This window comes from uncultured Dietzia sp., assembly GCF_937873725.1.
Classification (GTDB): domain Bacteria; phylum Actinomycetota; class Actinomycetes; order Mycobacteriales; family Mycobacteriaceae; genus Dietzia.
In genome coordinates, this window is record NZ_CALMYY010000062.1 from 1 (window position 1) to 18,287 (window position 18,287).

16 protein-coding genes are annotated in these 18,287 nt (G+C 71.9%); 6 read left to right on the plus strand and 10 right to left on the minus strand.

The window, feature by feature from the left end; translation table 11 throughout:
* Positions 1–175: 175 nt before the first annotated feature.
* From Q0444_RS05555 to Q0444_RS05575, 5 genes are read right to left on the minus strand one after another with little or no spacing between them, the layout of a single operon-like run.
* The gene (locus tag Q0444_RS05555; RefSeq protein ID WP_299021991.1) at positions 176–1,081 is read right to left on the minus strand and encodes a TIGR03619 family F420-dependent LLM class oxidoreductase; all 906 of its coding nucleotides are present in this window, start codon (positions 1,079–1,081) and stop codon (positions 176–178) included.
* 2 nt (positions 1,082–1,083) lie between these two features.
* Positions 1,084–1,602 carry a nuclear transport factor 2 family protein gene (locus tag Q0444_RS05560; protein ID WP_299021994.1) on the minus strand — a complete coding sequence of 173 codons (519 nt, stop codon included), beginning with the start codon at positions 1,600–1,602 and terminating at the stop codon, positions 1,084–1,086.
* Entirely contained in the window at positions 1,599–2,798 is a 1,200-nt protein-coding gene (locus tag Q0444_RS05565; RefSeq protein ID WP_299021997.1) for a thiolase domain-containing protein, read from the minus strand. Before Q0444_RS05565 ends, Q0444_RS05560 begins: the two co-directional genes overlap by 4 nt.
* The gene (locus Q0444_RS05570) at positions 2,795–3,856 is read right to left on the minus strand and encodes a thiolase domain-containing protein (RefSeq protein ID WP_299022000.1); all 1,062 of its coding nucleotides are present in this window, start codon (positions 3,854–3,856) and stop codon (positions 2,795–2,797) included. The genes Q0444_RS05565 and Q0444_RS05570 overlap by 4 nt, the downstream gene beginning before the upstream one ends.
* A gap of 9 nt (positions 3,857–3,865) precedes the next feature.
* Positions 3,866–4,891, minus strand: a complete 1,026-nt coding sequence (locus Q0444_RS05575) for a Zn-ribbon domain-containing OB-fold protein (protein ID WP_299022003.1) — start codon at positions 4,889–4,891, stop codon at positions 3,866–3,868.
* Between the two features lie 90 nt (positions 4,892–4,981).
* Here Q0444_RS05575 and Q0444_RS05580 point away from each other — a divergent pair, with 90 nt between their 5' ends.
* Entirely contained in the window at positions 4,982–6,016 is a 1,035-nt protein-coding gene (locus tag Q0444_RS05580) for an LLM class F420-dependent oxidoreductase (protein ID WP_299022006.1), read from the plus strand.
* A gap of 37 nt (positions 6,017–6,053) precedes the next feature.
* Here Q0444_RS05580 and Q0444_RS05585 read toward each other — a convergent pair whose 3' ends face one another.
* Positions 6,054–6,959, minus strand: coding sequence for a DUF1707 domain-containing protein (locus Q0444_RS05585; protein ID WP_291081959.1), 906 nt, complete (start codon positions 6,957–6,959; stop codon positions 6,054–6,056).
* 66 nt (positions 6,960–7,025) lie between these two features.
* On the opposite strand from Q0444_RS05585, the gene Q0444_RS05590 reads away from it, so the two are divergent.
* The 3 genes from Q0444_RS05590 (at position 7,026) to Q0444_RS05600 (ending at position 11,733) form a co-directional block, all read left to right on the plus strand.
* Complete coding sequence (locus tag Q0444_RS05590) at positions 7,026–8,630, plus strand: acyl-CoA synthetase (protein ID WP_291081957.1); 1,605 nt, start codon at positions 7,026–7,028, stop codon at positions 8,628–8,630.
* Positions 8,631–8,698: 68 nt separating this feature from the next.
* The gene (locus tag Q0444_RS05595) at positions 8,699–10,141 is read left to right on the plus strand and encodes an Ig-like domain-containing protein (RefSeq protein WP_291081956.1); all 1,443 of its coding nucleotides are present in this window, start codon (positions 8,699–8,701) and stop codon (positions 10,139–10,141) included.
* Positions 10,142–10,272: 131 nt separating this feature from the next.
* Positions 10,273–11,733, plus strand: a complete 1,461-nt coding sequence (locus Q0444_RS05600) for an aldehyde dehydrogenase family protein (protein WP_291081954.1) — start codon at positions 10,273–10,275, stop codon at positions 11,731–11,733.
* A gap of 9 nt (positions 11,734–11,742) precedes the next feature.
* On the opposite strand, the gene Q0444_RS05605 is transcribed toward Q0444_RS05600, so the two are convergent.
* Positions 11,743–12,549 (minus strand): crotonase/enoyl-CoA hydratase family protein, encoded by an 807-nt coding sequence (locus tag Q0444_RS05605; RefSeq protein ID WP_291081952.1) that lies wholly within the window; start codon positions 12,547–12,549, stop codon positions 11,743–11,745.
* Between the two features lie 79 nt (positions 12,550–12,628).
* Between Q0444_RS05605 and Q0444_RS05610 the strand changes: the two genes are divergently transcribed.
* The gene (locus Q0444_RS05610) at positions 12,629–14,266 is read left to right on the plus strand and encodes an acyl-CoA synthetase (RefSeq protein WP_291081950.1); all 1,638 of its coding nucleotides are present in this window, start codon (positions 12,629–12,631) and stop codon (positions 14,264–14,266) included.
* Between the two features lie 2 nt (positions 14,267–14,268).
* Entirely contained in the window at positions 14,269–15,375 is a 1,107-nt protein-coding gene (locus Q0444_RS05615) for a nitronate monooxygenase family protein (protein WP_291081963.1), read from the plus strand.
* Between the two features lie 151 nt (positions 15,376–15,526).
* On the opposite strand, the gene Q0444_RS05620 is transcribed toward Q0444_RS05615, so the two are convergent.
* From Q0444_RS05620 to Q0444_RS05630, 3 genes are all read right to left on the minus strand, one after another.
* Positions 15,527–16,246 carry a hemolysin III family protein gene (locus tag Q0444_RS05620; RefSeq protein WP_291085034.1) on the minus strand — a complete coding sequence of 240 codons (720 nt, stop codon included), beginning with the start codon at positions 16,244–16,246 and terminating at the stop codon, positions 15,527–15,529.
* Positions 16,247–16,266: 20 nt separating this feature from the next.
* Positions 16,267–17,949 carry an AMP-binding protein gene (locus Q0444_RS05625; protein WP_299022017.1) on the minus strand — a complete coding sequence of 561 codons (1,683 nt, stop codon included), beginning with the start codon at positions 17,947–17,949 and terminating at the stop codon, positions 16,267–16,269.
* The coding region (locus Q0444_RS05630; protein WP_299022020.1) for an acyl-CoA dehydrogenase family protein at positions 17,946–18,287 on the minus strand (342 nt) is incomplete at its 5' end. The genes Q0444_RS05630 and Q0444_RS05625, both read right to left, overlap by 4 nt.

Sequence of the window (18,287 nt, forward strand, 5' to 3'; positions counted from 1 at the left end):
TGACGAGTGCAGGCCCAGCGTATGGCGCGGCGGTGGGGCTCGACGGTGCGGGAGCCGGACGCGTTGCGGCCTGGGTGCTTCGCGGGGCGGTTGTTGCCCCCGGGTCGGGGGGTGGGGGAGGTGGGGGGGTGGGGGGCGACGACGACGAGGGGTGCCGTCGGGTGGGGTCAGCGGCTCACGGGTTCAGGCCGTATTTCTCGCCGAAGCGGGCGATGGACTCGATCTTCCGCTCCACGGGGCAGTCGAAGCCGTGGCCCTCGATCATCCACGGCATCACGATGATGTCGGTGACCCCGGCCTCGGCCAGCTCGGTGAAGCCGCGCGTGCCGAAGCGGTCCAGGCACACCACCTGGATGGCGAAGGGCTTGCCGTCGCCGCGGTCGGCGAGCGAGCGGCCGTCGGCCTCGAGCAGCTCGCCCAGCCGGGCGACGGTGGCCACGATCTCGTCGAACCCCATCATCGCGCTGGTCCAGCCCTGGCCGATGCGGGCCGCCCGCTTGAGCGCGATCTCGGTGTGGCCGCCCACGTAGAACGGCACCTGCTCGCCGGGTGCGGGGGTGAAGATCAGCTCGTCGAAGTCGAAGTGCTCGCCGTGGAACTCCATCCACTCCCCGCGCAGCGCCTCGCGCATGATCGCCAGCGACTCGTCGGTCCGCTTGCCGCGGCCCTTGAACGGCGCCCCGCACCACTCGAACTCGTTGGGGTCCCAGCCGATGCCCACGCCCAGGTCCAGGCGGTTCCCGGTGAGCAGCGCGACGGAGGCCACCTGCCGGGTGAGCAGCAGGGGGTTGCGTGGCCCCACCTTGAGCACCTGCGGGCAGAACCGGATGCGGGAGGTGGCCCCGCCCATCGCGGCGGAGGCGATGAGCGGCTCGACCCACTGCGTGTCCTCGTTCCACATGCGCGAGCCGTCGGGGGTGTACGGGTAGTCCTTGTCCTGCCGCCGCGGGTGGAACAGGGAATCGGGGAGCACGATCCGGTCGAAGCCGGCGGCCTCGGCCCCGCGGGCGATGTCGATGATCTGGTCGACGGGGGAGAAGGAGATGGGGACGGAGAACTCCGCGTCCACTACTCGGCTCATGGTCACTGGCCCTTTCCGGCGGCGCCGGCGATGGCAGCCCTGTCGTCGTCGGTGAGCGGCCGCAGTCCCGAGGCCATGGCCACGTCCTGCTCCCAGAAGGCGCGAAGGGAGACCAGACGACCGTCGGAGTCGACGCGGTAGTCCACGGCGATGTCGATCTCCATGATGCTGGCGCCCATATGGGTGCGCATGGTGCCGATGCAGAGCAGTTCGTCGCCCACGGCGATCCCGCGATCGAAACGGAACTCGATGTGGTCCGGGGTGTCCACGGCCTTCTCCCAGAACTCCAGGAGCCGCTCCGTGCCGGTGTGGCCGATTCCCTCGGCGTCGAACATCGACGGTCCCACGGGATCCTCGATGGTGCCCTCGGGGGACCATCCGGCGATCCAGGCGTCGCGGTCGCCGGCGTTGGTCGCGGCCCACGAGCGGCGCGCAGCGGCGAAGGCGGGACTGGCCAGGGCGGTGTCGCTCATCTCCAGGGGCCGATACTGGCCAGTCTCGTCCAGGTAGGGGTTGCTCACGACCTGCGCTCCGTTCCCACGACCCACATGGAGAAGTACTGCGACCCGCCGCCGTAGGCGTGGCCGAGGGCCTTGCGGGCCCCGGGGACCTGGTGCTCGTCCGCGCGGTTCATGACCTGCCGGGCGGCCTCGGCAAAGCGGAGCATGCCGGAGGCGCCGATCGGGTTGGAGCACAGCACCCCGCCGGACGGGTTGACGGGCAGCGAGCCGTCGCGGGCGGTGGCCCCGGACTCGACCATCTTCCACCCCTCGCCCTCGGCGCAGAAGCCCAGGTTCTCCAGCCACATGGGCTCGAACCAGGAGAAGGGCACGTAGATCTCGGCCGCGTCGATCTCCTCGGCCGGGTTGGTGATCCCGGCCTCGGCCCACAGCGCGGCGGCGGCGTCGCGGCCGGCCTGCGGGTTGCGGTAGTTGCGGAACGCGTAGGTGCCGGGCTCGGTGCGCAGCGCGGTGGCGTGGATCCACGCCACCTGCCGGCCGGCGGACTCGACCGCCTCGGCCGCGTCGGCGTCGCCGATCACGATCGCGCAGGCGCCGTCGGAGGACGGGCAGGTCTCGTCGAACCTGATCGGGTCCCACAGCATCTGGCCGGCCAGCACCTTGTCCACGGTGATGTCGGGCTGCTTGAGGTGCGCGTGCGGGTTGATGGAGCCGTTGAGCCGGTCCTTGACCGCGACCATCGCGCCCACGTGCTCGGGGGCGCCGGTGGTGCGGATGTACGAGCGCACGTGGGGGGCGAAGTAGCCGCCGGCCCCGGCGCCCACGGGCGCGGTGAACGGCACGGGAAGCGAGAGCGCCCACATGGCGTTGGACTCGGACTGCTTCTCCCACGCCACGGCCAGGACGCGGCGGTAGCGGCCGGACTGCACGTGGGAGGCGGCGACGACCGCGGTGGAGCCGCCGACGGACCCGGCCGTGTGGACGCGCAGGAGCGGCTTGCCGACGGCGCCGAGCGCATCGGCCATCATCAGCTCCGGCATCATGACGCCCTCGAAGAGGTCGGGGGCCTTGCCCACGATCACCGCGTCGATGTCCTCCCAGCCCACCCCGGCGTCGGACATGGCGGCGTCGATCGCCTCGCGGCAGAGCCCGGCCATGGAGACGTCGGCGCGTCGGGAGACGTGGTGGGTCTGGCCGGTGCCGAGGACGGCGGCGGGCAGACCGGAGCCGTGGGGTCCGGATGCGGGGGCGCTCATGCGGGGCGTCCTTCCAGGAGGCAGATGAGGTTCTGCTGGAGCAGGTGGCCGCTGGTGGCGTGGGCCAGGGCGCGCTCGGCGCGGCCCTCCATGACGTCGTTGGCGGCGTAGCCGATGCGCTCGAGCCCGGCCGAGAACAGCGGGTCCGCCAGCAGGGAGCCGCCGGACGGGGTGACGGCCACGCCGTCGGAGATCCCCAGCGCGGCGCGCAGGAGAAGCTCCTGGTGCGTGTACTGCGTGTGCAGCTCGGCCACCGTGACGCCCCCGAGGTCGGGCCGGTCACCCGAGGACCGGGTGGCCCGGACGGCGGCGGCGCGGGCCGAGGGGGAGTCGGTGAGGTCGCGGGCGCCGAACTCGGCGGAGTCGGCGATGTGCTCGATCCCGGTGATGTACGCCGGGGTGTCGACCAGCTCGCGGGCGCGGTCGCCGGAGGCGAGGATGATCGCGCCGGCGCCGTCGGTGACCGGGGGGCAGTCGTGGGGCCGGAGCGGGTCGGCGATGTACGGCTCGGCCATGAGGTCCTTCTCGTCCCGGCCGGTGGCGCGGGCGGCCACGGAGGCCATCTCGGCCTCCGACCAGCGCCCGGCGTCGATCCCGGCGCGGGCCTGCAGGGCGGCCAGGTGGTGCCGGCCGGGCCACAGCGGGGCCACGGTGTACGGGTCGAGCTGCAGCGCCAGGGCCGAGTCGAGGTCGGTGCTGGCGGAGGCCTTGCCGAACCCGTACACCAGCGCGGTGTCGGCCTGCCCGGAGGCGATCTTGAGGTAGGCCTCGAAGAACGCCCAGGCCGCGTCCATCTCCACGTGCGACTCGGAGATGGGGGGCACGGCGCCGATGGTATCCACGGCGGAGATGAAGGAGAAGGCGCGGCCGGCCAGGTAGTCCGAGGATCCGGAGCACCAGAACTCGATGTCGGTGCGGTCCAGGCCGGTCTGCCGGTAGCACTCGGCAAAGACGGGAGCGAGCATCTCGACACCGTTGGTGGTGCCGAAGGTGGACTCGGTGTGGCGGGCGTGGGCGAAACCGACGACGGCCACGTCCCGGGGTGCGGTGGGGGTCACGGGTGTCCTCTACAGGTGCTGTGCGTAGGAGTCGGGGTCGGCGTCGGGGTCGCCGCTGGGCTCGAAATGCCTGATGGCCTTCATGGAGGCGGGGCGGTCGGCCTCGGGGGTCCACACCGCGCGCACCCGCATCCCCATGCGCACCTCGGAGGCCTCGCACCCCAGCACCAGGTGCTGGATGGGGACGTCCGAGCCGTCGAGCAGGATGTACGCGGTGACGTAGGGGGGCTTGATCTCCTGGCCGGCGAACGGCACGTTGACGATCCCGAACGTGGTGACGGTGCCGACGTCGGCCACCTCCACGTACTCGCCCATGGCCACCCCGTCGGAGGGGCAGTAGTCGCGCGGCGGGACGTAGACCTCGGGCCCGTTCGAGCGGCGCCGCCCCAGCATCCGGCCCTGCACGATCGCGCGGAGGAACTCGCTCTCGGCGGGCCCCGCCGTGTGGGTCACGGAGAGGCCGATCGGGGTGATCACCACGGAGACGGGCTCGCCGCCGGTGGGCTGCGGGGCCTCGTCGTCGTGGCCCTCCCCGGCGCCCGGGGGGGCGTCGGCGGGGACCACGCACGCGATGTCGTGGATGGTCCCGGTCCGCTCGGCGGACCACCGCAGGCGCACGCGCATCCCGGTGCTCACGGCCTCGGGGCCGTCGGCGGCCAGGGGGAGCAGGAGGGCGGTGTCGGCGCCGTCGAACCGGACCAGGGCCCACGCGAACGGGGAGTCCGAGCGGTGCAGGTCGGTGGGCTCGGGCACCCAGGTCCATCCCGCGACCGTGCCCTCGATCTTGGCCCCCGAGCCCACCTCGACGAGGTCCGTCAGCGCCTCGTGGGTGTGGGGGTCGAACTCCACCGGCGGCACGTGCACGGCGCCGCGGGAGTCACGGACCCCCACGAGGCGGCCGTCGCGCAGGCCGGTGAAGAACGCGCCGAGGACCGGTCCGGTCGAGCGCGTGTAATCGAAGGCCGGGCTCAGGGAGGCCGAGAGGACGGGCCGTTCCGGCGGGGCGATGTCGACAACGATGTCTCTGGACGTCACGCCCGTAAGTAGAACACGTTCCACCCGACCGTGTGTGAGTTTCCGCGGGCCGATCGCGGGGCGTCCGCGGCGTGGGCCACACTGGTGCCCATGAAATTCGCCTTGCAGCTGGGATACTGGGGCGCGCAGCCGCCCGCCAATCACGCCGACCTCGTGGTGGCCGCGGACAAGGCGGGCTTCGACACCGTCTTCACCGCCGAGGCGTGGGGCTCGGACGCCTTCACCCCGCTGGCCTGGTACGGCTCGCTCACCGAGCGGATCCGCCTGTCCACAGCGGTCGTGCAGCTCTCCGCGCGGACCCCCACCGCCACCGCGATGAGCACCATGACCCTGGACCACCTCTCCGGCGGCCGCTTCTGCCTGGGGCTGGGCGTCTCGGGCCCGCAGGTGGTGGAGGGGTGGTACGGCCAGCCGTTCGCCAAGCCGCTCGCCCGCACCCGCGAGTACATCGACATCATCCGCAAGGTGCTGCGCCGGGAGGGGCCGGTGACCTCCGACGGGCCCGCCTACGCCCTGCCCTACCGCGGCGCGGACGCCTCCGGGCACGGTAAGCCGCTCAAGTCGATCGTCCACCCGCTGCGCGAGGACGTGCCCATCTGGCTGGGCGCCGAGGGCCCCAAGAACGTGGCGCTCGCCGCCGAGATCGCCGACGGCTGGCTGGGCTTCCTCGCCTCGCCGCGCTCGGCCGACCAGTTCAACTCGTGGCTCGACGAGGGCTTCGCCCGCCCCGGCGCCCGCCGGACCCGCGAGGACTTCGAGGTTGCCTTCCTCTGCCAGCTCCACATCACCGACGACCGGCGCGCGGTGCTCGACGCCTACAAGCCGTTCACCGCCCTGTACGCCGGTGGGATGGGCGCGGAGGAGAAGAACTTCCACGCCGAGGCGTTCGCGCGCATGGGCTTCGCCGACGACGTCGCCCGCATCACCGAGCTGTTCCGCTCCGGGCGCAAGGACGAGGCCGCCGCCGCGGTGCCGGACGAGATGGTCGAGGCCACCGCGATCATCGGCGACGAGGCGTCGGTGCGCTCGCAGATCGCCGAGTGGGAGGCCGCGGGCATCACCATGCTCGTCGTGACGGCCCGGACGGTCGAGGAGATCGAGCAGATCGCCACGCTCATCGGGTGAGCCCCGCCCGGCCGCGCTCGCGGCGGGGGCGGGCGGGTCAGTTCGCGGGGAACATGCGCACCGGCTCGCCGAGGTGGTTGACCGTGAGGTAGCCACTCTGGTGGAACTCGTTTGACGCGTACACCGAGTAGAGGGGCATGCCGGCGTCGTCGGCGTCGATGATGACGTGCGTCGGCCGCCCGTCCGGGACTCCGAGGGTCTCAGGTGCGCCGGCGATGATGGGCGCGATCATCTCGGCGTCGAGGTCGGCCAGCCGGAACGACGGGTCGCCGGAGCTGGGGCCGTCCGTCGTCTCCGACCACCCGCCCCGATAGGACTTGGCGAGCTCGCGGCTGGGGTGCTCGGGGTCGGTCCAGGTCATGGACGCGTGCTCGGGATGCGCGATGATCCGGGTGGCGACCTCGGAGCCGGAGGCCCCGGCGGCGGTGGAGAAGACCCGTTGGAGGCCCGCGAGGGTCAGCGGTCCGGGGTTGTCCAGCACGCGGGCGTCGCCCGCCCCGCGGTCGACCGCCGCGCCGGTGTCGCCCGCGAGGGAGCCGGTCCACTGGTCGTCGAGGCGCTGGGAGACCACCAGGAGGGAGGCGAAGATCGCCACGCCCACCAGGGCGAACAGCGCGAGGAAGCCCCAGGGGTGGCGGGTGGTGATCCTCGGCCGGGTCCCCGACGAGGGGTCCGTCGAGGACGGGGACGACGACGACGAGGCGGGCCTCCTCCGGCCCGGCCCGCGGTCGCCGTGGAACCGCACGTCGACGCCCTGGAGGTCGGCCAGCAGCGGCCGGAGTTCCGAGACCCGGCGCGCGTGGGTGGCCACGCGGACCCGCTCATAGTGCTCGAACTGGTCGAGCTGGCCGCTGGCCAGGGCCGAGTCGAGCGCGGTGATCACCGCGGTGCGGTCGGTGTCGGTCGCCCGTGTCGCCCGGGTTCCGGAGGAGTCGGCGGACATGGGATGAGGATAGTCCTCCGCGTCAATCCCTGGACCTGGAATAGGAACACGTTCTAGTCTGGGGTCATGAGCGCACCCACCCCCACCGTCCCCGCCGACGCCGGAGTCCTGGATCCCCGGACCGGCGAGCACGTGACCAGCGTCTACCGGATCGCCGAGGCCGATCCGGACCGGGTCGCGGTGATCGAGTCCTCCGGCCGCCAGGCGTCCTTCGGCCAGCTCGCCGAGGCCGCCCACGGCTACGCCCGCGGCCTGCAGGAACTGGGACTCGAGACCGGTGAATGCATCGTGCTGCTGGCGCCCAACTCGATCGAGTTCCTCGAGGTCTACTACGCGGCCATCGAGATCGGGCTCTACGTGGCGCCCGCCAACTGGCACCTCACCGGCCCCGAGGTCGCCTACATCCTCGAGAACTCCGGCTCGACGGTGTTCATCGCGGACGAGCGGTTCGCCGACGTCGCGACCATCGCCGCCGGCGAGGCGGGGCTCGACCCGGCCCGCTGCTACGCCGTGGGCGACGTGCCCGGATTCCGTCCGCTGTCCGAGCTCACGGCCCCGCAGGCGGGGGAGAGCCCGTTGCCGTCGTCGCGGATCCTCGGCGCCCCGATGCTCTACACCAGTGGAACCACCGGCCGTCCCAAGGGCGTGCGCCGGCCCCTGACCGGCGCCTCGCCGGACCAGGTGACGGTCCCCAACTACTACTTCTTCGCCGGGTTCGGCATCCACGGCCCGGACAACGTCCACATCTGCGGCTCGCCGCTCTACCACACGGCCGTGCTCAACTTCGTCACCATTTCTCTCAACCTGGGCCAGGCCGTGGTGCTCATGGACAAGTGGACGCCCGAGGAGATGCTGCGGCTGATCGACGCCCACGGCGTCACCCAGTCGCACATGGTCCCCACCCAGTTCTCGCGGCTGCTCGAGCTGCCCGAGGACGTGCGCGCGAGGTACGACGTGTCGAGCCTGCGGACGATCGTCCACGGCGCCGCCCCGTGTCCCAAGCACGTCAAGCAGGCCATGCTCGACTGGTGGGGCCCGGTGCTCACCGAGTACTACGCCGGCACCGAGGGTGGCGGCTGCACCATCACCGGCGAGGAGTGGCTGCGCAAGCCCGGCAGCGTGGGGCGGCCGTGGAGGACCACGACGCTGAAGATCCTCGACGACAGCGGCAACGAGCTTCCCGTCGGCGAGACCGGCAACGTCTACCTGCAGATGCACGGGTCCAGGTTCGAGTACCACCAGGACGAGGAGAAAACAGCGAAGACGTATGTGGGCGAGCTGTTCACCATGGGCGACATCGGCTACGTGGACTCCGACGGCTACCTGTTCCTCTGCGACCGCAAGAACGACATGATCATTTCCGGCGGCGTGAACATCTACCCGGCCGAGATCGAGTCCGAGATGACCCGCCACGAGGCCGTGCGCGACGTGGCCGTGTTTGGCATCCCGCACAAGGACTGGGGCGAGGAGGTCAAGGCCGTGATCGAGCTGGCCGAGGGCTACACCGAGTCCGACGAGCTCAAGGCCGAGATCCTGGCCGACCTCGCCGGGCGGCTGGCCAAGTTCAAGCTGCCGCGCACCATCGACGTGGTGGACGCGCTGCCCCGGCAGGCCAACGGCAAGCTGGTCAAGCGCACGCTCAAGGACCCGTATTGGGCGGCAGTCCAGTAATTGGGACGACCCCCGACCGGCGCGATACTGTTACGCACGTCATACAACGGGTGTAGCAGGGAGAATCGATGAGGCAGTCAATCACGCGCCGGGCGCTCGCCGCGGCGGGGGCGTCCGTGCTGGCGGGCTCGATGCTCGTGCTGGGCGGTGCGTCCGCGGGGGCGGCGCCGGTGTCGGCTACCGTCACCACCCCGGGCAGCACGGTCGAGTCCAAGTTCGCCATCACCCGCACGGTGAGCGACGCCAGCCCCACGCACGGGGACACGGTCACGGTGACCACCCGGGTCGAGCGGACCACGGGCGCCTACCTGCTGTACGAGGTCCGCGACTTTACCCCGGAGTGCATGGAGTTGGTCCCGGGCTCGGCGACGGCGTCGAAGGGCGGCGACATCGCGGTCGACGGCCAGCGTGTCCGGTGGACGTTCGGCCTCGGCCGGATCGCGGACCCGTTCGTCCTCACCGCCAAGTACACGGTCACGTGTGGCGCGGGCGTCATCAACACCGGCGGAGCTGTGATCAAGCGCGCACCCGCCGGGAGTGACACGCTGGGCAACGACTCGATGGGTCCGTCTGTCACGGTGCTCCGCAAGGGCACCTCGGTGTTCCTCAACCAGCCGACCAACCCCCAGCTCGGCCAGACGGTCCCGCTGAACGCGGTCACCACGAACGTGCCCGACGGCGCGCAGCTCGAGTTCACGGTCGACGGACAACCCGTCGGCTCGGGGCAGGTGTCCGGCGGCCAGGCCACCCTGCAGTGGACCCCCACGTCCATCGGGACGCGGACGGTCCGCGCCACTTTCGTGCAGACCCCCACCCGCGGCGGGTCGGTCTCGGTGGACCGCACCGTGGTGGTCTCCCAGGCCAATGTCGGCTCCTCCGTGACGGTGAGCGCGGGCACCGCGCCGAAGGTCGGTCAGCTGGCCCGGCTGACCGCGTCGGTCTCCCCGGCCGCCGCGGGCGGTGAGGTGGTGTTCGAGGAGAACGGGGCCCGGATCGGTTCCGCCCCGGTCGGGGCGGACGGCCAGGCCGCGATCGACTGGATCCCGGCGGTGGCGGGGCTGCGGACGATCGACGTGCACTTCTCCGGCCGGTCCGGGGTCGACCCGTCGTCCGGCGCCGCGCCGTACACCGTCGCGGCGGCGGATCCGCAGGTCGTGGCCACCACCACCACTCTCGACCCGGTCGCCAGCGCCTCGGCGCAGACGCCCATCGCGCTGAAGGCCACGGTGAGCACGGGAATCGCCGGCGGCACCGTCACCTTCCACGACGGCCAGACCGTCATCGGGACGGCCCCGGTCGGTGCGGGTGGGGTGGCCACTCTCGTGTGGACCCCGTCCGCCGCCGGGGAGCGCACGGTTCGCGCGGTGTTCTCGGGCGAGGGCGTGTACACCGCCTCGCAGGCCACCACGCAGGCCGTCATCACGCCCCGGGTGGTCGATCCCCTTCCGGACGACCCGGGAACCGGCGGCCTCGGCTCGCTCGGGTCCGTCACCGGCTCCCTCGGCGGCTGATCGTTCGGAACGCGAGGGCGAGGGCCCGTCTTCCCGGTCGGGGAGGCGGGCCCTCGCCGCGGTCGCGGGGTTTCGGCCGGGATCTCCCCACCGCCTCGACGCGGAACGATAACAAGTTCTACTCTGGACGCATGATCAGCACCCCCACCGCCCGCGACCTCACCCTCGCCCAGATCCTCGAGCGGCAGCAGCAGGCCTTCCTCGCCGATCCCCAGCCCGGCGCCAAGATCCGGCGCGACCGGATCCAGCGGCTCAAGGAGCTGGTCCTGGACAACGCCGCCGAGCTCACCGGGGCGATCCGGGAGGACTACGGCTCGCGGCCCGAGACCTTCTCCACCATCACCGACATCGCCTCCTCCATCCCGGACCTGGACCACCAGCGCGGCAACCTCAAGAAGTGGATGAAGCCCACCCGCCCGTCGCGATTGATGGACGCGGCCGGTTTCACCCAGCAGGTGCGGCACGACCCCAAGGGCGTCGTGGGGATCATCGGGCCCTGGAACTTCCCGCTGTACCTCACTATCGTCCCGGCGGGGTCGGCGCTGGGGGCCGGCAACCGGGTGATGATCCGGCCGTCCTCGGTCACCGCGAACACCACCGACGTGCTGGCCCGCCGGGCGCCGGAGTACTTCGCCGTCGACGAACTCGCTATCGCCGGGCCGGAGCACGGCCGCGGTTCCGACTTCTCCGCGCTGGCCTTCGACCACCTGTTCTTCACCGGATCCCCGGGCGTGGGCAAGTCCGTGGCCAAGGACGCCGCCGAGAACCTCACCCCGATCACGCTCGAGCTGGGCGGCAAGAACCCGGTCGTGGTGGACTCCAGCGCCGACCTGGAGCGGGCCGCCCGCAGCATCGCCTCCTCCCGGATGGTCAACGGCGGCCAGGTGTGCATGTGCCCCGACTACGTCTTCGTCCCCGAGGCCGAGCTCGAGAGGTTCTGCGAGACGGTGTTGGACCAGTGGCGCACGGCCCTTCCGGCCATCGCGGGGAACCCCGAGTACACCGCCACCATCAACACCTCGAACTACGAGCGGATCGTCGGCCTGATCGACGACGCCGTGGCCAAGGGGGCCGTCAAGCGCGACGCCGCGCCGGCCGGGGAGCGGCTCCCCGACCCGGTGGTCCGCAAGATCGCGCCCACGCTGCTCACCGGCGTGACGCCGGAGATGGAGATCGACTCCGACGAGGTGTTCGGCCCCGTCCTCACCGTGTTCCCGTACTCGAGCCTCGACCAGGCGATCCGGTACATCAACGACCGGCCCAGCCCGCTGGTCCTGTACTGGTACGGCGAGAAGAACGAGCGGTTCGAGACCGTGGCCGACCGCACCCGCTCGGGCAACATCTACGGCAACGACTTCGGGATCGGCATGGCCTCGTCCGCCATCCCCTTCGGCGGCGTGGGCAACTCCGGCATGGGCGGATACCACGGGCACCACGGGTTCCAGACCTTCACCCACTCCCGGGCGGTGGCGCTGCACTCGTTCGACCTCAACGCCAGCCAGCTCATGGTGCCGCCGTTCACCAAGGGCAAGAAGCGGATCGCCTCGGGGTACTTCGGGGCGATGAAGGCGCGGACGCGCCTGGGGCTGTAGCCGCGCCGGTCACTCTCCCCGGAACTCGGGCCTGCGCTTCTCGGCAAAGGCGCGGGGGCCCTCCTTGGCGTCGGCGGAGGCGAACACCCGGCCGCCGACCTCGGCGTCCACGCGGAAGGCCTCCTCCTCGTGCATGCCCTCGGTGCGGCGGATCGTCTCGATCATCCCCTGCACCGCGAGCGGGCCGTTGGCGGCGATGAGCTCGGCGATCTCCAGCGCCTTGTCCAGGGCGGAGCCGTCCTCCACCACGTGGCCGATGAGCCCGAACCGCTCGGCCTCCTCCGCGGTGAGGTGGCGGCCCGTCATGAGGACCTCCATGGCGACCGTGTACGGGATCTGGCGGACCAGCCGCACGGCCGAACCGCCCAGCGGGTACAGGCCCCAGCGGGCCTCGGAGACGCCGAACTTGGCCGAGCGGCCGGCCACCCGGATGTCGGTGCCCTGGAGGATCTCGGTCCCGCCGGCGATGGCCGGCCCCTCGACCGCGGCGATGAGCGGCTTGGCCAGCCGGCGGCCCTTGAGCAGCGCGGGCAGGCGCGTGAGGTCCCAGCCGCCGCCGGCGAACTTGTCGCCCGGGGCGTCCTTGTTCATCGCCTTGAGGTCGGCGCCCGCGCAGAAGTAGCCGCCGGCGCCGGTGAGGATGCACGCCCGGATGTCCGGGTCGGAGTCCACGAGGTCCCACGCCGCCTCCATGCCCCGCATCATCGGGCCGGACAGGGCGTTGCGCGCCTCGGGCCGGTTCATGGTGACGATCAGGACGTGCCCACGCCGCTCGGTGAGCAGGTGCTGGTCCTCGGGGGTTGCGGCGCTGGTCATCGGGCCTCCTGGGAAATCTTTCTCGGCGGGAATCCGCGTACCCGCCCCACGGAACGGTAACACGTTCTAGTTTGGGTGCATGGCCTATACCATCGGAGATCTCGTCGAGCACAGCGTTGACCGCGTCCCGGACCGGGTCGTCCTGGTCCAGGGCGAGCGGTCGTTCACCTTCCGCCAACTGGAGGAGCGGGCCAACAGGCTCGCCCACCACCTGCGGTCCGTCGGCGTGGGGCCGGACGACAAGGTGGCGGTGTACAGCCGGAACACCATCGAGGCCGTGGAGGCGATGGTCGCGATCTTCAAGCTCCGCGCCGTCATGGTCAACGTCAACTACCGGTACGTCCCGGCCGAGCTCGAGTACCTGCTCGACAACTCGGACTCCGTCGTGGTGATCCACGAGCGCCGGTACTCCGACGTCCTGGAGCAGACCCTGGCCAGGACCCCGGGCGTCCGGCACTGCCTGGTCGTGGAGGACGGCACCGACGGCCCCGACCCGGTCGTGCCCGAGGGCGTCACGGTGGCCCGCTACGACGACGCGCTGGCCGCGCAGTCGCCCGAGCGCGACTTCGGGGAGCGCTCGAACGACGACATCTACATGCTCTACACCGGCGGGACCACGGGCTCGCCGAAGGGCGTGATGTGGCGGCAGGAGGACGTGTTCATGGTCCTCGGCGGCGGCATCGACTTCCTCACCGGCGAGCGGGTCGCCGACGAGTGGGAACTCGCCAACAAGGCGGTCGACGGCGGCGTCCTGGTCCGGGCGGCGCTGCCCCCGCTCATCCACGGCGGCGCGCAGTGGGCGATCCTCATGGCCCTGTTCGCCGGGCACACCAGCATCCTCATCCCGGAGTTCGACCCCGAGGCCGTGTGGCAGGCCGTGACCGAGCACAAGATCAATCTCATGTTCATCACGGGAGACGCCATGGCGCGCCCCATGATCGAGGCCTGGGATCCGGAGAAGTACGACTCGTCGTCGTTGTTCTATCTCGGTTCCTCCGCCGCGCTCTTCTCGCCGTCGGTCAAGGACCAGTTCATCGACGCGTTCCCCAACGCCATGATCTCCGACTCGATCGGCTCGTCCGAGACGGGCTTCTCCGGCATCGCGCTCGCGGAGAAGGGCAAGACCCACACCGGGGGGCCGCGCGTGAAGATCGACGGGGAGACCACCGTCCTGGACGACGACGGCAACGAGATCCCGCCGGGATCCGAGGTCATCGGCAAGGTGGCGCGCACCGGGCACATCCCGGTCGGCTACTACAAGGACGAGGCCAAGACCGCCGCCACCTTCAGGACCTTCAACGGCAAGCGCTACTCGATCCCCGGCGACGACGCCCGGGTCGAGGCCGACGGCACCGTCACCATGCTCGGGCGGGGATCGGTCTCCATCAACACCGGCGGCGAGAAGGTGCACCCGGAGGAGGTCGAGGCCGCGCTCAAGACGCATCCCGACGTGTACGACGCGCTGGTGATCGGGGTCCCCGACGAGAGGATGGGGCACAAGGTCGCCGCGGTGCTGCACACCCGGGACGGCAAGTGCCCCCCGATCGAGGAGATCAACACCTACGCCCGCAACGAGATCGCCCGCTACAAGTGCCCGCGCGCGCTGTGGGTCGAGGCCTCGGTCAAGCGCAATCCCGCGGGCAAGCCCGACTACCGCTGGGCCGCGGAGATCGCCGCGTCCCGCCCCGCAGACGACAGCCAGGAGATCAGCAAGTGAGCATTCGCACCTCTATCGCCGAGGAGTTCGGGATCGACTACCCGGTCTTCGCGTTCACCCCGTCCAAGGCCGTCGCCGCCGCGGTCACCCGCGCCGGCGGCATGGGCGTCCTCGGCTGCGTCCGGTACAACGACGCCGCCGAGCTCGACGAGGTCCTCACCTGGATGGACGAGAACACCGACGGCAAGCCCTACGGTGTGGACATCGTCATGCCCAACAAGGTGCCCACCGAGGGCAGCCCCTCCGACATCGCCGCGATGATCCCCGAGGAGCACAAGGCGTTCGTCTCCCGCGTCCTCGACGACCTCGGGGTGCCGCCGCTCGGCGACGACGCCCAGCACAACGCCGGCGTGCTCGGGTGGCTGCACTCCGTGGCCGAGGCGCACGTGGAGATGTCGCTCAAGCACCGGCCGGTGCTCATCGCCAACGCGCTGGGCTCGCCGCCCAAGCACATCATCGACCTCGCCCACGCCAACGGAATGAAGGTCGCCGCGCTCGCCGGCGCCACCAAGCACGCCCTGGCCCACGTGGACAACGGCGTCGACATCGTGATCGCCCAGGGTGGCGAGGCCGGCGGGCACACCGGCGACGTGGCGACCCTCGTCCTGGTCCCCGAGATCGTCAAGGCGCTCGGCGGCCGCGCCCCGGTGCTCGCCGCCGGCGGGATCGGCGACGGCACGCAGGTCGCGGCCGTGATCGGCATGGGCGCCGAGGGCGCGTGGATGGGGTCCCGCTGGCTCACCGCCGCCGAATACGCCGAGGACGGCGGTTCCAAGGCCATGCAGCAGGCCCTCGTCGCCGCGACCAGCCGGGACACCGTGCGCACCCGCATCTACTCGGGCAAGCCCGCGCGCCTGCTCAAGAGCAAGTGGACCGAGGCGTGGGCGGCCGAGGGCGCCCCGAGCCCGCTGCCGATGCCGCTGCAGAACATCCTCGTGGCCGAGGCCCATCAGCGCATCTCGGAATCGCAGGACCCGGAGGTCGTGGCCATGCCCGCGGGGCAGATCATCGGCTCGCTTGACGGGATCGTGCCGGTCGCCGACACCATGGCGCAGATCGTCGCCGAGTACGAGGCCGCCGTCGAGCGGCTGCGCGGCACCCTGGGCTGACCCCGCCCGCCGCCCGCCGCCCGCCGCGCCCCGCCCGCCCGGCCCGCCCGGCCTTGGATCCGCTACCCTCCTGCCGCGTCCGCTACCCGACTTCGGGGAGCGGATCGCGCAGGGGGGTAGCGGATTTCGCGTGGGCGGGGGGCGGGGCGGTTCAGCCCTGCAGGACGAACAGCAGCATCGCCGCCCAGTGGCAGGCGAACGCGACGACCGTGCAGGTGTGGAACACCTCGTGGAAGCCGTAAACCCCCGGCACCGGGTCGGGCTTCTTGAGCGCGTAGACCACGGCGCCGCCGGTGTAGGCCACGCCCCCGGCCAGGACGAGGATCACCGCCGCGGGGTTGACCTCGATGAGGTCGCCGGCGAACCACACCGCCGTCCAGCCCAGGCCGATGTAGAGCAGCACGTACAGCCACCGCGGGGCCCCCAGCCAGAACAGGCGGAACGCGATCCCGAGCAGCGCGCCGCTCCACACCAGGACCAGCAGGATCGTGCTGGCCGGCGGCTGGAGGGCGGCCACCGTCATGGGCGTGTAGGTGCCGGCGATCAGGAGGAAGATGTTGGAGTGGTCCAGCCGACGCATCAGGGCGGCGGCCCGGGGCCCCCAGTTCACCCGGTGGTACAGGGCCGAGATCCCGAACAGCAGCGACGAGGTGGTGAGGAACACCGCGCACGCCCAGGTCAGGGCCGTCCCGTCCGCGAGGACCGTGAGCACCACGCCGAGCGCGATGGCCACCGGCAGCGTGCCGGCGTGGATCCAGCCCCGGAGCATCGGCTTGGGCGGGACGGCGGAGATGCCGAAGTCGTCGTCCTCGGGGTAGGCGTCGGTGCGCTGCGGATCGGGGTTCGCGGTGGGGTCGGGGCGGGAGATCACACGGAGAACCTACCGTCAGGTCACGACGCGCTGAACCCCCGCTCGCCACCGGTGCGGGTCCAGACCCGGTCCCCGGCGGGGTCGGTGCCGAGCGCGGTGAGGTCGCGGGCCCGGAACTTGAAGCTGGCGGTGCGCGGCAGGGCGGCGGTCACCCGCAGGAGCGACGGCCACTGCTTGGGGCCGAGGTCGGACTGCGCGGCGAGGAACTCCCCGAACCCGGCGGCCAGCGCGGCAGCGCCCGCGTCGACCCCGTCCCGCACCACCACCGCCGCGGCCACCGCGTCGCCGATCGCGCCCGGCCCGCGCACCGCGTCCGCCGGCACGGCGTACACGCCCACCTCGGCCACGTCGGGGTGGCGCCGCAGGACGCGTTCGATCGGTGCCGCGGCCAGGTTCTCCCCGTCCACCCGCATCCAGCCACCGGATCGGCCCGCGAAGTAGACCCATCCGTCGTCGTCGACGTACGCGAGGTCGCCGGAGTGGAACCGGCCGCCGCGCATCCTCTCTGCGTCGGCGGCGGGGTCGCCGTAATACCCGGAGAACAGGCCCGGCCCGTCGGCGACCATCTCACCCACGGACTCGTCGGCGTTGAGCAGGACACCGGCGTCGTCGAAGCGGGCGCGGGGGCACTCGTCCCCGGACTCCGGGTCGACGATCCGCACCCCGTCCGGCAGTGGACCGAGCGCGGCGTCGGGGGTGCCGGGCGTACGGGTGACGGAGATGCCGCCCTCGCTGGAACCGAACCCGTCCACCACGGTGACGCCGAAGCGCCGGGCGAACTCGCGGCGCACGTCGGCGGGCGCCTCGTTGCCGTAGACCACGCGCATCGGGTTGTCGGCGTCGTCGGGCCGCTCGGGGGTGGCCAGGATGTAGGAGAGCGGCGCGCCGACGTAGTTGGCGAAGGTGCATCCGTGTCGCCGGACGTCGTCGAGCCAGTTGGAGGCGGAGAAGCGACGCCGCAGGGCGATCGAGCATCCGGAGTACAGGGCGATCGGCCACGCCACCATCACGGCGTTGGAGTGGAACAGCGGCATCGCGCTGTACACGCAGTCGTCCGCGCCGATCCCGAACCTCTCGGCGAGCATGCGGCCGGGCACGGAGATCTTGCTCTGCGTGATCCGGACGGCCTTGGGGTCGCCGCTCGTGCCCGAGGTGAACACCAGCGCGACGAGGTCGTCCGGGCCGGCTGGCACGTCCGCCACCTCGGGGAGCGCCGCGCCGGCATGCCGGTCCAGCAGCGCGGTCCACTCGGGGGAGTCGACGGAGACCACGGGCACGCCGGGGTCGAGCCCGTCGAGCAGTGCGGCGTTGTCGGCGTCCGTGAGGATGAGCGCGCAGTCGGCGAGGGCCGCGTCGCGGATCAGGGCCTCGCCGCGCCGCGTGGGGTTGAGCCCGGCCACGACGAGCTTCGAGCATGCCGCCGCGCCGAGCAGGTGGAGGTACTCGGGCGTGCCGGCCAGGAGGAGGCCGACGTGGGGACGTGCCGGTGGTGACGACGACGACGATGACGACGACGAGGTCATCAGTTCCCGTAGCGCCGCGATCCGCACGGCCACCGCACCGACGGCCTCCGACCAGGGCGTGAGCCGGCCCTCGGACCAGATTCCGCGGTCGCCGACGGCGGACAGGGCGTGCACCGCGTCGGCGACGGAGGTGAACGGCTGGGCGGCGACGTCCGCGATCGTCTTCACCGCGCCGCTCACGCCGAGTACTCCCAGGGGTCGCCCGCGGTGGCCAGCACGTCGCCCAGGTCGAGCAGTTGCCGGGTGGCGCCGCCGAGGCGGAACTCGTCGGCCTTCGCGGCGAGGAAGTAGCGGTGGGCGGGCTCGGAGCGGTCCAACCCGACGCCGCCGTGGACGTGCACGGCGGTGTGGGCGAGGCGGTGGCCGGCGTCGCAGGCCCAGAAGTGGGCGGAGGCGACGGCGGACCGGGCGGTGGCATCGGGCGCCCCGCCACAGGCGTCGAGCTCGTAGGCGGCCCGCAGGGTGCTCAACCGGACGGCGTCGACGTCGATGGACCCGTCCGCCAGGCGGGCGGCGAC